General features: G+C 69.1%; 14 protein-coding genes. 7 read left to right on the top strand and 7 right to left on the bottom strand.

Features of this window, described 5'->3' with window-relative positions; genetic code table 11:
- Nucleotides 1-38: 38 nt before the first annotated feature.
- Entirely contained in the window at nt 39-1,007 is a 969-nt protein-coding gene (locus ACF8NF_RS21640; RefSeq protein ID WP_392451258.1) for an NAD-dependent epimerase/dehydratase family protein, read from the bottom strand.
- Nucleotides 1,008-1,108: 101 nt separating this feature from the next.
- Here ACF8NF_RS21640 and ACF8NF_RS21635 point away from each other — a divergent pair, with 101 nt between their 5' ends.
- A complete protein-coding gene (locus ACF8NF_RS21635) occupies nt 1,109-2,002 on the top strand; it encodes a LysR family transcriptional regulator (RefSeq protein WP_016450081.1) in 894 nt (297 codons plus the stop codon).
- Nucleotides 2,003-2,029: 27 nt separating this feature from the next.
- Here the strand turns inward: ACF8NF_RS21635 and ACF8NF_RS21630 are convergent, their stop codons facing one another.
- The 4 genes from ACF8NF_RS21630 to xsc all read right to left on the bottom strand — a co-directional run bounded on the left by ACF8NF_RS21630 (nt 2,030) and on the right by xsc (nt 6,514).
- Entirely contained in the window at nt 2,030-2,335 is a 306-nt protein-coding gene (locus tag ACF8NF_RS21630) for a hypothetical protein (protein WP_061289345.1), read from the bottom strand.
- A 137-nt stretch (nt 2,336-2,472) separates the two neighbouring features.
- Nucleotides 2,473-3,519: a YeiH family protein gene (locus tag ACF8NF_RS21625; RefSeq protein WP_016450079.1), complete on the bottom strand. Its 1,047-nt coding sequence runs from the start codon at nt 3,517-3,519 to the stop codon at nt 2,473-2,475.
- Nucleotides 3,516-4,490: a bifunctional enoyl-CoA hydratase/phosphate acetyltransferase gene (locus ACF8NF_RS21620; RefSeq protein ID WP_016450078.1), complete on the bottom strand. Its 975-nt coding sequence runs from the start codon at nt 4,488-4,490 to the stop codon at nt 3,516-3,518. Before ACF8NF_RS21620 ends, ACF8NF_RS21625 begins: the two co-directional genes overlap by 4 nt.
- Before the next feature lie 212 nt (nt 4,491-4,702).
- Nucleotides 4,703-6,514 (bottom strand): sulfoacetaldehyde acetyltransferase, encoded by a 1,812-nt coding sequence (gene xsc, locus ACF8NF_RS21615; protein WP_209672567.1) that lies wholly within the window; start codon nt 6,512-6,514, stop codon nt 4,703-4,705.
- Between the two features lie 131 nt (nt 6,515-6,645).
- Here xsc and ACF8NF_RS21610 point away from each other — a divergent pair, with 131 nt between their 5' ends.
- From ACF8NF_RS21610 to ACF8NF_RS21600, 3 genes are read left to right on the top strand one after another with little or no spacing between them, the layout of a single operon-like run.
- On the top strand, nt 6,646-7,473 hold the full coding sequence (locus ACF8NF_RS21610; RefSeq protein ID WP_392451257.1) for an IclR family transcriptional regulator: 828 nt from the start codon (nt 6,646-6,648) through the stop codon (nt 7,471-7,473).
- Nucleotides 7,466-8,443: an AAA family ATPase gene (locus tag ACF8NF_RS21605; RefSeq protein ID WP_013803829.1), complete on the top strand. Its 978-nt coding sequence runs from the start codon at nt 7,466-7,468 to the stop codon at nt 8,441-8,443. The genes ACF8NF_RS21610 and ACF8NF_RS21605 overlap by 8 nt, the downstream gene beginning before the upstream one ends.
- On the top strand, nt 8,433-10,124 hold the full coding sequence (locus tag ACF8NF_RS21600) for a cobalt chelatase (protein WP_392451256.1): 1,692 nt from the start codon (nt 8,433-8,435) through the stop codon (nt 10,122-10,124). The genes ACF8NF_RS21605 and ACF8NF_RS21600 overlap by 11 nt, the downstream gene beginning before the upstream one ends.
- 57 nt (nt 10,125-10,181) lie before the next feature.
- Here ACF8NF_RS21600 and pcaD read toward each other — a convergent pair whose 3' ends face one another.
- Both pcaD and ACF8NF_RS21590 read right to left on the bottom strand, forming a co-directional pair.
- Complete coding sequence (gene pcaD, locus ACF8NF_RS21595; RefSeq protein ID WP_392451255.1) at nt 10,182-10,946, bottom strand: 3-oxoadipate enol-lactonase; 765 nt, start codon at nt 10,944-10,946, stop codon at nt 10,182-10,184.
- A 108-nt stretch (nt 10,947-11,054) separates the two neighbouring features.
- Nucleotides 11,055-11,675, bottom strand: a complete 621-nt coding sequence (locus ACF8NF_RS21590) for a hypothetical protein (RefSeq protein WP_034367819.1) — start codon at nt 11,673-11,675, stop codon at nt 11,055-11,057.
- Nucleotides 11,676-11,761: 86 nt separating this feature from the next.
- On the opposite strand from ACF8NF_RS21590, the gene ACF8NF_RS21585 reads away from it, so the two are divergent.
- From ACF8NF_RS21585 to ACF8NF_RS21575, 3 genes are all read left to right on the top strand, one after another.
- Nucleotides 11,762-12,499 (top strand): helix-turn-helix transcriptional regulator, encoded by a 738-nt coding sequence (locus tag ACF8NF_RS21585; protein WP_392451254.1) that lies wholly within the window; start codon nt 11,762-11,764, stop codon nt 12,497-12,499.
- A gap of 25 nt (nt 12,500-12,524) precedes the next feature.
- Nucleotides 12,525-12,893, top strand: a complete 369-nt coding sequence (locus tag ACF8NF_RS21580) for a DUF2946 family protein (protein WP_016450071.1) — start codon at nt 12,525-12,527, stop codon at nt 12,891-12,893.
- 123 nt (nt 12,894-13,016) lie between these two features.
- Entirely contained in the window at nt 13,017-13,682 is a 666-nt protein-coding gene (locus ACF8NF_RS21575) for an SCO family protein (protein WP_392451253.1), read from the top strand.
- Nucleotides 13,683-13,765: the final 83 nt, after the last annotated feature.

Here is a 13,765-nt window from a genome sequence, read left to right as displayed (position 1 = left end):
CTGTCAGGGCTTTTTTGTTTTCGGGCTGCAGGCCAGGCTCAGGCCGCAGCCAAGTGTGAGTCGGCACTTGCCATGGCGGCGTTGAGCGTTGCGCGTATGCCCTGCGCATAGGGCGTCTTGGCGATGGGGCCCAGCAGGGCGTGCAGGGCGGAGTCCTCCATGATCAGCGGATCGGTCAGCAGGTAGTGCATCTCGGCCAGCTCGCGCATGAAGGGGTTGAACAGGCCGGCCAGGCGCAGCGCGGTCTTTCCTGCAACGCGCAGCTTCAACGGCCTGCCGGTCAGGCGTTCGATCTCCGAGACGACGTCGCGCTGCGTGATCGCCCCCGCGCCGGCGAGGTGCCAGACCTTGCCGAAAGCCTGCGGCGTGCCGATCAGGCGCGCCACGACGGGGCCCACATCGGGCACATAGACAAACTCATGCGGCCGGTCCAGCGGGCCGACCATGTCGGCCCGGCCGCCACGGGCCGCCGCCTCGAAGGCTCCGTGCAGCAGGCTGTTGTGCACGCCCGGGCCGTAGAAGTCGGGCAGGCGCAGTACGGCGGCCTCGATGCGGCCCTGTGCGTGGGCCTGCAGCAGCAGGTCTTCCTGCGCCTTGCGCATGCGTCCCTTGAAGGTATGCGGGTTGCGTGGATGGTCTTCCTTCACGGCATGGGCCTGCGCCTTTCCATAGGGATAGACGGTGCCGATCAGTACGATGCGGCGCACGCCGGCGGCAATGGCGCCGTCCAGCGTCCTGCGCATGAGCTCGGGATGCAATGCGAACTGCCAGTAGTTCACGCCCACCAGGTAGACCAGCGTGTCCACGCCGTGGGCGGCAGCCTCGACGGAGCCGGTGCTGTCCGGGTTCCAGGGGACGATCTCGGCCAGCGGGTCGGCGCCGAAGGTCTGGCGCAGGCTGGCTGCGTTGCGGCCGACTACGCGGTAGGCGCGGCCCTGTTGTCTGAGCGCGGTGGCCAGGCTCTGGCCGATGGCGCCTGCGGCGCCGAAGAGTGCAATGGATGGCATGGGCTGGGTCCTGTGGTGACAGCCTCAGTGTCAGCAACCCGCTGCAAAAAGAAAATTGCCTAGAATTCTCTGGTGTCCATGCATAAATGAATGGATGAGTGATGTCGGAACCCCACTGGGAGTGGTATCGCAGTTTTTTGCAGGTGCTGGAGTCCGGGTCGCTGTCAGCGGCGGGCCGGGCCATGGGTGTGGCGCAGCCGACCGTGGGCCGGCACATCGACGGGCTGGAGTCGGCGCTGGGCCTGCAACTGTTCACCCGCTCATCCGATGGCTTCGCGCCCACGGAGGCGGCCTACGAGCTTCAGCCCTATGCAGCCAGCATGGCCGCGACGGCGGCCGCGCTGCGCCGCGTGGCGGCCAGCCATGGCTCGGGCGTGCGCGGCACGGTGCGGCTGACGGCCAGCGAGGTGGTGGGCGTGGAGGTGCTGCCGCCTGTGCTTGCGCAATTGCGCGCGGCACACCCTGAACTGGGCATCGAGCTGGTGCTGTCCAACGCGGTGGACGACCTGTTGCGCCGCGAGGCCGACGTGGCCGTGCGCATGTTCCGGCCGCAGCAGGAGGCGCTGGTGGCACGCCATATCGGCGCCATTGAGCTGGGGCTGCATGCCCATGAAAGCTATCTGTCCGCACGCGGCGTGCCGGAATCGCTGGAGGACCTGGCCGGGCATTCGCTCATCGGCTTCGACCATGAAAGCGCCCTGATCCGAAAGATGCAGCAGCAGTTTCCCATGCTCACGCGCGAAGGCATGGCGCTGCGCTCGGACAGCGACCTGGCCCAGTTGGGCGCCATCCGCGCGGGCTTTGGCATTGGCGTGTGCCAGTCGGCATTGGCGGCCCGGGAGCCGGGCCTGGTGCGGGTGCTGCCCCAGGCGTTTTCATGGAAGCTCGATACCTGGGTGGCCATGCACGAGGACCTGCGCAAGAGCGAGCGCTGCGCCGTGGTCTTCAAGGCCGTGGCCCAGGCGCTGACGGCCTATGCCAGAGGCGGTGCCTGACGCCCGGCACCCAGGGGCACTTGTGCTTCAGCCGGCGTGCAGCAGGCAGGAGCGCGCGAGATGGCGCAGCGTGGACTTTCTGCGCTGGGTGGCGACAAAGGACTGGCAGTTGTGGGCGATGTAGGCGGCCATGACCACGGTCAGGCTGGCGATGGCCCACAGCGGAATGGGCAGCAGGGAATCGAGCAGCACCGCGCACACGGCCAGCATCGACAGGCAGGGCAGCAGCCGCAGCAGGGCGGCTTGCCGGGGTTGCTGATTGCGCAGCAGGGTGAGGATTTGGGTGGCGGTCAGCCTGCGGAATCTGCCGGCTTGCTTGCGAAAAACGTTCACGGCGCGGAAGGGCGTTGATGTGGATCAAAAATTTGTGTGCAAATGTATCATCTTGGTGCATGCCCATCAAGCGATGTGTGGCGCCATGACAAAGGCCCGCGCAGGGCGGGCCTCTTGCGGCAATGCCTGTGCAGGCGTCAGCGCATCTCGATCTCGATGGCGATCAGCACGAAGGCTGCCATCCACAGCGTCTCCACCACCAGCAGTGCAAAAGGCCGCCAGCCGGCCTGGGCCAGTTGCTGGAACGAGGTCTTCAGGCCCAGGGCCGCAATGGCCAGCACCAGGCAGTTGCGCGACAGGTCGCTCAACTGGTGCTGCAGGCCCGGCGGCACCCAGCCCAGCGAGTTGATGGCCACCAGCGCCACGAACACCCACAGGAACCAGGGCACCAGGCCCGGCTTCTTGCCGTGGTGCTGCTCGGCCGCTGCCTCGCGCTGGCGCTTGAACAGGGCCGAGACCATGACCACCACCACGGCCAGCATGGACACGCGGAACAGCTTGACGATGGTGGCGTAGTCGCCCGTGGCCTGGTCGATGGTGTAGCCCGCGCCCACCACCTGGGCCACATCGTGGATGGTGCCGCCGATGAACAGGCCCGCCAGCTCGGGCGGCAGATGCAAGGCGCGCGCCACCAGCGGATACAGCACCATGGCGGCCGTGGACAGCACGGTGACCGTGACCACCACGGTGAGCGTGAAGCGGTCGCTGTCCTTGTCGCGCGGCAGCACCGACGAGATGGCCAGCGCCGCCGAGGCGCCGCAGATGGCCACCGCGCCGCCCGACAGCACGCCCTGCGGCCGCGTCAGGCCCAGGCGCCGGCCCAGCAGCGTGCCGCACAGCAGCGTGGTGACCACGGCCGCGATGACGATCAGCGCCGTGGTCCAGCCCAGGCCCGCGATCTGCGTGGCCGTGATGCGCGCGCCCAGCAGGCCCACGCCCAGGCGCAGCACGCCGCGCGCGCAGAACTCGATGCCCGGCTTGGCGCGCGCGTCCTGGCTCAGGAAGTGGAAGGCCACGCCGAAGAACAGCGCGAACAGCAGCTGCGGCCCGCCATGCAGCGTGGAGACGAAGGTCGCCGCCAGCGCGATCACGCCCGACAGGCCCGTGCCGGGCAGGAGCCTGAGCCACTGCAGCATGCGCGGCACGGGCGCCTGCGCAGCCACCTGTGCTTGGACCTGGCTCATGACTGCTCCTTGCCGCCCGCCGCGCTGGCCAGCACGGCCAGCGCGCAGGACGCAATGCGGCTGGCCACCGAGTCCGAACGGCTGGTCAGCACGATGGGCACGCGCATGCCCAGCACCAGGCCCGCGCATTCGGCGTCGGCCATGTAGACCAGCTGCTTGTAGATCATGTTGCCGGCCTCCAGGCTGGGCACCAGCAGCACGTCGGGCTGGCCGGCTACATCGGAGACGATGCCCTTGTGATGCGCCGAGCGCAGCGAGATGGCGTTGTCATAGGCCAGCGGCCCGTCGAGGATGGCGCCGCTGATCTGCCCCCGGTCGGCCATCTTGCACAGCGCGGCCGCGTCGATGGTGCCGGGAATGGCGGGGTTGACCGTCTCCACCGCCGAGAGCACGGCCACGCGCGGCCGGGCAATGCCGATGGCACGGGCCAGGTCGATGGCGTTCTGCGCAATATCGCGCTTGTCCATCAGCGTGGGGAAGATGTTGACCACGCAATCGGTCATCAGCAGCGGGCGCTCGAAGCCCGGCAGGTCCATCACGAACACATGGCTGGCGCGGCGGCTGCCGCGCAGGCCGGCCTCGCGCGCCACGGCAGCGCCCAGCAACTCGTCGCTGTGCAGGCTGCCCTTCATCAGCGCGCGGGCCTGGCCGCTGCCGCACAGCGCCGCCGCCTGGGCAGCCGCCGCGCGTGGATCGTCGGCGGTGGAATGGATGGACGCGCCCGCCAGGTCCAGCCCGGCTGCCTGGGCCGCCGCCCGGATGCGTGCCTCGGGGCCGACCAGCAGCGGCGTGATCAGGCCCGCCTGCGCGGCCTGCATGGCGGCCTGCAGCGAGCCTGCATCGCAGGGATAGGCCACGGCCACAGGAATGGGGCCTTGCGCCTTGGCCTGGTCGAGCAAGTGCTGGAGATGGGGACGGGGCGTGGCGGGCGCATCGTCGGCGGCCACGGCAAGTGAAAGTGGGGGGACCATGAAAGCTCCTGCGGGAAAGTACAGGGCCCGGCGCGAGCAACGCAGGGAATCTGGGAATCGGCTTTCGAGGGCCTTGCGCTTCACCCAGGCGCATGAAACCGGCGCGGCCCATCCCAGGGACACCGAGGAAGGGCCGCCCCGCACCGAGGGTGTCGTCCCCCTCCCCAGCGCAGCGGGTAGAGAGGGGGAAGGCGCGTCAGCGCCTCAGGGGGTTAGACAAAGTCCTTGTACTTTTCGAGGAAGCGCACGGGCTTGGAGAGCGCATCGCGGCGGAACGGGTCACCCAGTTCGCGCGTGCACATCACCTCGATCACGCAGGTCTTGCCGTGGTTCATCTGCAGGTCGATGGCCTTCTTCAGCGCCGGGCCCACGTCCTCGATCTGGTCGACCACGATGCTCTCGGCGCCCATGGCGCTGGCAATGGCTGCGAAGCTCTCGCTTTCCAGCTCGCCGGCCACGAAGCGGCGGTTGTAGAAGTCCACCTGGTTCTTCTTCTCGGCGCCCCACTGGCGGTTGTGGAAGACCACGGCCGTGACGGGAATGTCATGGCGCACGGCGGTCATGATCTCCACCATGCTCATGCCCCAGGCGCCGTCGCCGGCGTAGGCGATGGCCGGGCGGTCGGGCGCCGCGCACTTGGCACCGATGATGGTGGGCAGGGCATAGCCGCAGTTGCCGAAGCTCATGGGCGCGAAGAAGCTGCGCGGCTCGTCGAAGCGCAGGTAGCTGTTGGCCACGGAGTTGATGTTGCCGATGTCGGTGGAGACCATCACGCGCGGCGGCATGGCCTTTTCCAGCTCGCGCAGCACCTGGCGCGGGTGCAGGTACTTGCCGCCCGTGGGCGTGCGCTCGCCCTTGGCCTCTTCGATCATGTCCAGGCTGTAGGGGTCGCGCTCATGCGTCCACTCGTCCAGCTCCTTTTCCCAGGCCGCCTTCTCGGTGGCGATGGTGTCGGCGCGCGCGGCCTTGGTGGCGTCGCAGGCCAGGGTCTGGCCCTGCAGGCGGCGGCCCAGCTCGCGTGCCACGGCCTTGGCGTCGCCGTGGATGCCCACCGAGATCTTCTTGACCAGGCCCAGGTTGGTGTGGTCGGCCTCGACCTGGATGATCTTGGCGTTCTTGGGCCAGTAGTCCATGCCGTGCTGGGGCAGGGTGCCGAAGGGGCCCATGCGCGAGCCCAGCGCGATCACCACGTCGGCCTGGGCGATGAGCTTCATCGCGGCCTTGGAGCCCTGGTAGCCCAGCGGGCCGGCCCACAGCGGGTGCTTGGCGGGGAAGGCGTCATTGCGCAGATAGCCCGTGACCACGGGGGCGCCCAGGCGCTCGGCCAGCTGCCTGCACTCCTCGACCGCATCGCCCATGACCACGCCGCCGCCGGCCAGGATCACGGGGAACTTGGCCGTGGCCAGCAGTTCCGTGGCGGCCTGCAGGCTGTTTTCGCCGCCCGAGCCGCGTTCCACGCGCATGGGCTTGGGGATTTCGCACTGCACTTCGCCGTAGAAATAGTCGCGCGGGATGTTCAGCTGGGTGGGACCCATCTCGGAGATGGCGCGGTCAAAGCAGCGGGCCGTGAACTCGGCCATGCGCTTGGGGTTGCAGACATGGCCCTGGTACTTGGTGAACTCCTGGAACATGGGCAGCTGGTTGGCTTCCTGGAAGCCCCCCAGGCCCATGCCCATGGTGCCGGTCTCGGGCGTGATCATGACCACGGGGCTGTGGGCCCAGTAGGCGGCAGCAATGGCGGTCACGCAGTTGCTGATGCCGGGGCCGTTCTGGCCGATCACCACGCCGTGGCGGCCCGAGACGCGCGCATAGCCGTCGGCCATGTGGGCCGCGCCCTGCTCGTGCACCACGGGGATCAGGCGAATGCCGGCGGGCGCGAAGATGTCCATGGCATCCATGAAGGCCGAGCCCATGATGCCGAACATCTCCGTGACGCCGTTGGCCACGCAGGTCTCCACAAAGGCTTCGGAAGGGGTCATCTTCTGGACGCCTTCGACCACCGTACGATTGTTGGCTGCAGTCATGTTGTCTCCTTGAAAATGGAACTTTAAGTTCCGAAAAAAGAAATTACGGCGCAAGTCTAGGTGTGATTTCGCCTGGATGTCAAACAAATTTCTTTTTTCGGAACAAATTGACTCGAAAAATTGAAAAACATATGATGGCCAACACCATGAACACCCGAGACCCTGTCCCTGCCCGTATCGATGGCGATACCCCCAACCTGCGGCTGTTCGCGCTGCTGGAGGCCATTGCGCAGAAGAACGAGCCCTTCACGCTGCAGACCATGGTCGAGGAGACAGGCCTGCCCAAGCCCACCATGCACCGCATGCTCCAGCAGCTCGAAGGCGCGGGCATCCTGCAGCGCGAGGGCAACGGACGGCACTACGGCACGGGCCGGCGCCTGATGCGGCTGGCCGAAAGCGTGCTGCTCAACAACACCACGCATGGCGCGCGCCACGCGGTGCTGGCGCAACTGGTGCGCGACATCGGCGAGAGCTGCAACATCACCGCCTTCTCGGGCAGCGAGGTGCTCTACCTGGACCGGGTGGAAACGCCCGCGCCGCTGCGCTTTTATCTGCACCCGGGCTCGCGCGTGCCGGCCCATTGCTCGGCCACGGGCAAGCTGTTCCTGAGCCAGATGGCGCCCGCGCAGCGCAGGCGGCTGCTGTCGGCCGTGCCGCTGGAAGGCTTCACGGCCAATACGTTGACGACCTTTGACGCGCTGGACGCCGAGCTGGACCAGGTGCGCGCCCAGGGCCATGCCTTCGACAACGAGGAATTCCTTCCCGGCCTGCTGTGCCTGGGCGTGCTCGTGCCCTCCATCCAGGGCGGTCCCTCGAACATGGGGCTGGCCGTGCAGGCGCCCATCTTGCGTTTCACGCGCGAACGGGCGCTGTCCTTTCTTCCCCAACTGCGCGCGGCGGCCGAGGCGATTGCGCGCATCAACGACGAAGTCCCCCCGGGAGCCCCTGACGATGACTGAGCTGACCCTGATGCATCCCACGCGCACGCTTGGCGTGCGCGAGACCTTCGGCCTGGACACCGACATGCAGGTGCCGGCCTTTGCCGAACGCAGCGAGCATGTGCCGGCCGTGGACCCGGCCTACCGCTTCAACCCGCAGGCCACGCTGGCCATCCTGGCGGGCTTTGCGCACAACCGGCGCGTGGTCATCCAGGGGCTGCACGGCACGGGCAAGTCCACCCATATCGAGCAGGTGGCGGCGCGGCTGAACTGGCCCTGCGTGCGCGTCAACCTCGACGGCCACATCAGCCGGCTGGACCTGGTGGGCAAGGACGCCATCGTGCTGCAGGAGGGGCGCCAGGTCACGCAGTTCCAGGAAGGCATCCTGCCCTGGGCGCTGCAGCGGCCCGTGGCCCTGGTCTTCGATGAATACGACGCGGGCCGGCCCGACGTGATGTTCGTCATCCAGCGCGTGCTCGAACGCGAGGGCAGCTTCACCCTGCTGGACCAAAAGCGCGTGCTCCAGCCGCATGCGCAGTTCCGCCTCTTCGCCACCATGAACACCCTGGGCCAGGGCAACCTCAGCGGCCTGTACCACGGCACGCAGATGCTCAACCACGCCCAGCTCGACCGCTGGAACCTGGTCACCAGCCTGGACTACCTGGCACCGGCCGAGGAAGCCGCCATCGTGCTGGCGCGCGTGCCGCAGTTGGCCACGCCGCAGGGGCGCGAGCAGGTGGCCGCCATGGTGGCGCTGGCCGCGCTCACGCGCAAGGGCTTTGCGGTGGGCGACCTGTCGCTGCTGATGTCGCCGCGCACCGTCATCACCTGGGCCGAGAACGCGCAGATCTTCCATGACCTGCGGCTGGCCTTCGAGCTGTCCTTCCTCAACAAGTGCGAGCCGGCCGAGCGGGCCATCGTGGCCGAGTACTTCCAGCGCTGCTTCGGCCAGGAACTGGCGCTGCGCGACGAGCCCGCCCATGCCTGCTGAGGCATCCCCCTCGCTGGCGCGCATGGAGGCCTGGGGCGGCGCGCTGCTGCGCGCCATGGCGGGCGATGCCTCGCTGCAATGGAGCGGGCAGACGCTGTACCGGGGCACGGCGCCCGTGGTGCTGGCAGCGGCCCACCAGGCCGATGTGCCGGCCCGATTGGCCGACCAGCGCGGCCTGCTCGACGGTGCCAGCCTGCGCCTGCGCCTGAGCGATGCCGCGCTGCACGCGCGCCACCTGCCCGGCGACCCGGTGGAGCGGCTGGTGTTCGAGCTGCTGGAGCAGTTGCGCGTGGAAAGCCTGGCGCCCGAGGAATGGCCCGGCGCACGCGCCAACCTGCATGCGCGCTTTGTGCACTGGAGCCAGGCCTTTGCCGATTCGGGCCTGACCGAAAGCAGCCTGGGCATCCTGCTGTTCACCGTGGCGCTGACCGCCTGGAGCCGCCTGGGCGGACATGAGCCGCCCGATGCCCTGGCCGACCTGGCCGAGGCCACGCGCGCCGGCCTGTCCGCGCAACTGGGCGCGCAGTGGGCCCTGCTGCGCCGCCACCGGCAGGACCAGCAGGCCTTCATTGCGCCGGCCCTGGCCATCAGCCGCTGGGTGGGCCAGGCCGTGCGGTCAGCCCAGGAAGAGGCGCCGCGCGGCGCTGGCGGGCCGCGCCGGCGGGGCAGCTTCGCGCTGCCGCTGCACTTTGAATCGCAAAGCCTGGATGCGCCGCCCGTGGCGCTCAGCGGCGACAGCCGCGCCTGGGCCGGCTCGGCCCACAGCTACCGCGTGTTCACGCGCGCCTATGACCGCGAGGCGCAGGCGGCCGAGCTGATCCGCGCCGCGCAACTGGCCGAGTTCCGCGAGCAGATGGATGAGGAACTGGCGCGCAGCGGCTTGCATGCGGGCCGGCTGGCCCGCCACCTGCAGCAGCGCCTGGCCGTGCCGCGCCACGACGGCTGGCAGTTCGGCCTGGAGGATGGGCACCTGGATGCAAGCCGGCTGGCGCAACTGGTCAGCGATCCGCAGCAGCGCGCCATCTTCAGGAACGAGCTGCCGCGCCCCGTCAGCGATGCGGCCGTGGCCATCCTGCTGGACTGCTCGGGCTCGATGAAGGCGCATGCGCGCCCGCTGTCCCTGCTGGTGGACCTGCTGGGCCGCGCGCTGTCCATGGCCGGCGTGCCGGTGGACGTGCTGGGCTTTTCCACCCAGGCCTGGAACGGCGGCCGCGCCCGCCGCGACTGGCAGCGCGCGGGCCAGCCCCACATCCCGGGCCGGCTCAACGAGCGGCTGCACATCGTCTTCAAGGACGCCGCCAGACCCTGGCGCCACGCCCGCCACGGCATTGCCGCATTGCGCAGGCCCGACCTCTTTCGCGAGGGCGTGGACGGCGAGGCCGTGGAATGGGCCTGCGAGCGGCTGCTGGCGCGGCCCGCGCAGCGCCGCATCCTGCTCGTCATCTCGGACGGCTGCCCCATGGACACGGCCACGCACCAGGCCAACGACGAGCACTACCTGGACCAGCACCTGCGCCAGGTCATCGCCCGGCACGAGCGCGCGGGCGATGTTCAGATCCGCGCGCTGGGCGTGGGCCTGGACCTGGGCGTGTTCTACCGGCGCAGGCTGGCCGTGGACCTGCGCGAGCAGATCGATGAGGCCTTGCTGATGGACGTGGCGGAGTTGATCTGCCGGCCGTGATGCCGGCCTGCTAGCGGCGTCGCTCAGCGACCATTTCGTCCGGGCAGGACGGCAGATCTAGCGGATCTGCGCGACAAAGTCGCTCACCAACTGCGCAAACTCCGCGGGCATTTCCACGGCACTCAAATGCGCGGCGGGCAGCGACACCAGCTGCGCGCCCGGAATCTGCGCCTGCATGTCTTCGGACAGGGAAGGTGGCGTGGCCTCGTCGCGGCTGCCTGCAATGACCAGCGCGGGGCAGGCGATGCGCCGGTTGCTCTCGCGCAGATCGATGCCGCCCACGGCCGCACAGGCCGCCGCATAGGGCGCGGCCGCCGTGGCCTCCAGCCCGGTGCGCAAGGCTGCCACTCGGGCGGCCTGCCCGGCGCGGAATTCGGGCGTGAACCAGCGCTGCATGGCGCCATCGGCAATCGCGGCCACGCCCTGGGCGCGCACCGTGGCAATGCGCGCCTGCCAGCCTGCGCGCGCGGCCTCGTCGTAGTAGCTGGCCGAATTGGCGATGGTGATGCTGCGCACCAGCGCCGGATGGCGCGCGGCCAGGGCCTGGGCCGTCATGCCGCCCATGGACAGGCCCACGAAGTGCACCGGCCCCTGGCCCAGCGCCTCGATCACGCCAGCGGCGTCGTCTGCCAGGTCGTTCATGTCGAAGGCCTCGCCGATGGCGGGCGAGCGGCCATGGCCCCGGTGGTCGTAGCGCACCACGGTGAAGCGGTCTTCCAGCGCCTGGGCCACGCCGTCCCACATCTGGAGGTCACAACCGAGCGCGTGGCTCAGAACGAGGGCCGGGCCTTGGCCCTGCTGCACAACATGGAGTTTCGACATGGCGGTCACTGCTTGGGGAAAAGGCGATTATGGGATGGCCGGTGCAGGCTGGCGGATACGGATACCACGCATATCCGGCATCCGGCCAAGGCGCGGCGATGGCAGCGCTCAGGCCACCCTGTCCCAGAACTGCAACTGTGCCGACCCCGGCGCGATCAGTTCCAGATAGTCCTGGCAGGCCGGATCGAACGGCCCCTGGCCCCACTTGCTGCACAGCTGGTGGGCGCGGCCGGCGCTATCGGCCAGCACCACGTCGGCATACAGGCCGGGGTCGTGGGCGCTGCGCATCACGCCATGGGCCGTGAAGCCGGGCTCATTCCGGTACAGGCCATCGGCCATGCGGTGCGCGGCGGTGGCCAAGGCATGGGAATCGGCGCCGGGGCGCAGCCGGAACAACGAGAACTCCATGCCCTGCGGCAGCCCATGTTCCCCGCCGTGGCTGAACACGCTGGCGCCCAGCAAGGGAGGATGCTCCACGCGCATCAGCCCGAAGTAGGCCGCGCAGGCAGCCGACCGGCCGGCCTGCGCCAGGGCGGCACGGGCAGCCTCCTGTGATTGCCAGGTGACGACATCCGCATAGCGCCCCTGGCCCAGCTGGACCAGATGGCGTGACAGGCATCCGCCCTGCACATCCAGGAACTGGTGCTGCATGGCGCTGGCGGCTTGCAGCAGGGTGTTTTCCGTCACACCGGGCAGCAGGCTGAACGCTGCCCATTCGATGACTTGCATGGCATTTCTCCGTGGATTGAACATGCCGCCCATGGTCCCTGCATCGCTGCCATTCAATGGCTGTCAATTGCGCCATGATGCCGGCCATGAAACCGCGCACGCTGCCCGCCCGTCTGTCCCGGCTTGACGCCCTTTCCCAGCGCCTGTCCGATGGCGCCGTGCACGGCGTGGCGGCGCTGTCCGAGGAACTGGCCGTCAGCCAGCGCACGCTGGCGCGCGACCTGTCGTTGCTCAGGCAGCAGGGCTGGGAGCTGGACAGCTCCTCGGGCAGGGGCGGCGGTGTCCGCGTGGTCCATCGCTGGCCCTCCGGCCGCGTGACCCTGCGGGGTGACGACGCACTGGAGCTGCTGATGTCCCTGGCGCTGTCGGAAGCCCTGGGCCTGTCGCTGGCGGGGCGTCATGGCGAACTGCGCCGCCAGTTCGCGCGCTGCTTTGCGCCGGCCGATCGCGCAGATATCGCGCAACTGCGCCAGCGCATCCGCGTGGCCTCGCCGGTGTCCGTCGAAGTCCAGGCTTCGCTGCGCGAGCGTGCGCAGGGCGTGGAGGCGCGCGCCAGCGTCTACCAGGCATTTGCACAGCAATGGATGCTGGCCTTGACCTACCTGGACGGACGCCAGCGCCGCAGCGAGCGTGTGGTGGAGCCGCAATGTCTGCTGCTGGCCTGGCCGTTCTGGTACCTGCTGGCCTGGGACTGCGAGCGCGAGGGCGTGCGCACCTTCCGGCTGGACCGCATCGTGCAGGCGCGTCGCGGCGGACAGCGCTTTCAGGTGCGCGACCCGGCCCGGTTTTGGGCCGCCTGCGACGAGGTCGGCGTGGCCCTGTGACGGCCTGCCCCCATAATCCCCAGCCATGCAAGCCCTGCGCAACTCCGTCCCGCTGGCCCGCTTGGTCATGGCGTGGTTCGCGCTGACGCTGGGCCTGGCCATTGCATCGCCCCTGGTGCACCCCCAGGCCATGGAGCTGGTCTGCACGGCTGGCGGCAGCGTCAGGCTGGTCGTGGTCAACGGTGAAGAAGGACAGGCGGTGTCTGCCCAGCATTCGCTGGACTGCCCGCTGTGCCTGGCGGTGACGCCGCCGCCGGCGCATGTCCCTCCCTCCTGGGCGCAACTGCAGCCGATGGGCCGCGCGCTGCAGCCCATCGTCTCTGCCCGCATTGCCTCCCTGGTCGGCGCGCCGCTGCCGCCGCGCGGGCCTCCCTTGTTGCTGTTGATCGCCTGAGCCCTTGGCTGCTTGCAGCGCTGTCCTGCGCTGTCTGGCCGCTGGCCTGTCTCAGAACATTGCCGCACCGGCCGGGCGCAGCCTTGGCGGTGCGGCTTCGCCAAGATTCCACGCAGGGATGCCATGTTCCGTTTCGATTGCCATGCGGCGCCGCAGCGCGCCGCCGATTTTTCTTCGACCCTCCCATCCGTTGCTTGCGTCGCCCTGTCTCGCCGTGCCTGCCTTGGCGGCGGCCTGGCCGCACTGGCGCTGCTGGCCGGCTGCAAGCCCGCCGCCGTACCGTTCAAGGGCATAGACCTGACCGGCGCCCAGTACGGCCGGGACTTCCGCCTGCGCGATGCCGATGGCCGCGAGCGCACGCTGGCCGACTTCAAGGGCCAGGCCCTGATGGTCTTTTTCGGCTTCACCCAATGCCCCGATGTCTGCCCCACGGCGCTGACGCGCGCCCTGGAAATACGCCAGCTGCTGGGGCCCGATGGCCAGCGCCTGGCCGTGGCCTTCATCACTATCGACCCCGAGCGCGATACGCCCGAGGTGCTCAAGGCCTATGTGGGCGCCTTCGATCCCGGCTTTGCCGCGCTGCGCGGTGATGAGGCGCAGACGGCCGAGGTCGCCAGGGAATTCAAGGTCTTCTACAAGAAGGTGCCCACGGGTGCGTCCTACACCATGGACCACTCGGCCATCACCTATGTCTTCGATCCCGAGGGCCGGCTGCGCGTGGCGTTCCGCCATGAGCAGGACGCGCAGGACTGCGCGGCCGACCTGCGGCAGATCCTGCAGGCTGCATGACGGCTCTGCACTTTCTCAGGTGGCCGGCGCAACAGGCCTTTGCGCAGCGGCCCCCGCCCTGGCCCAGGCAGCGACCATTCTTG

This window comes from Delftia sp. WSY_22 (genome assembly GCF_043104185.1).
Classification (GTDB): domain Bacteria; phylum Pseudomonadota; class Gammaproteobacteria; order Burkholderiales; family Burkholderiaceae_C; genus Comamonas; species Comamonas tsuruhatensis.
Note: the sequence above shows the minus strand (reverse complement) of the source record. Positions and strands in the feature narration are given on the sequence as shown.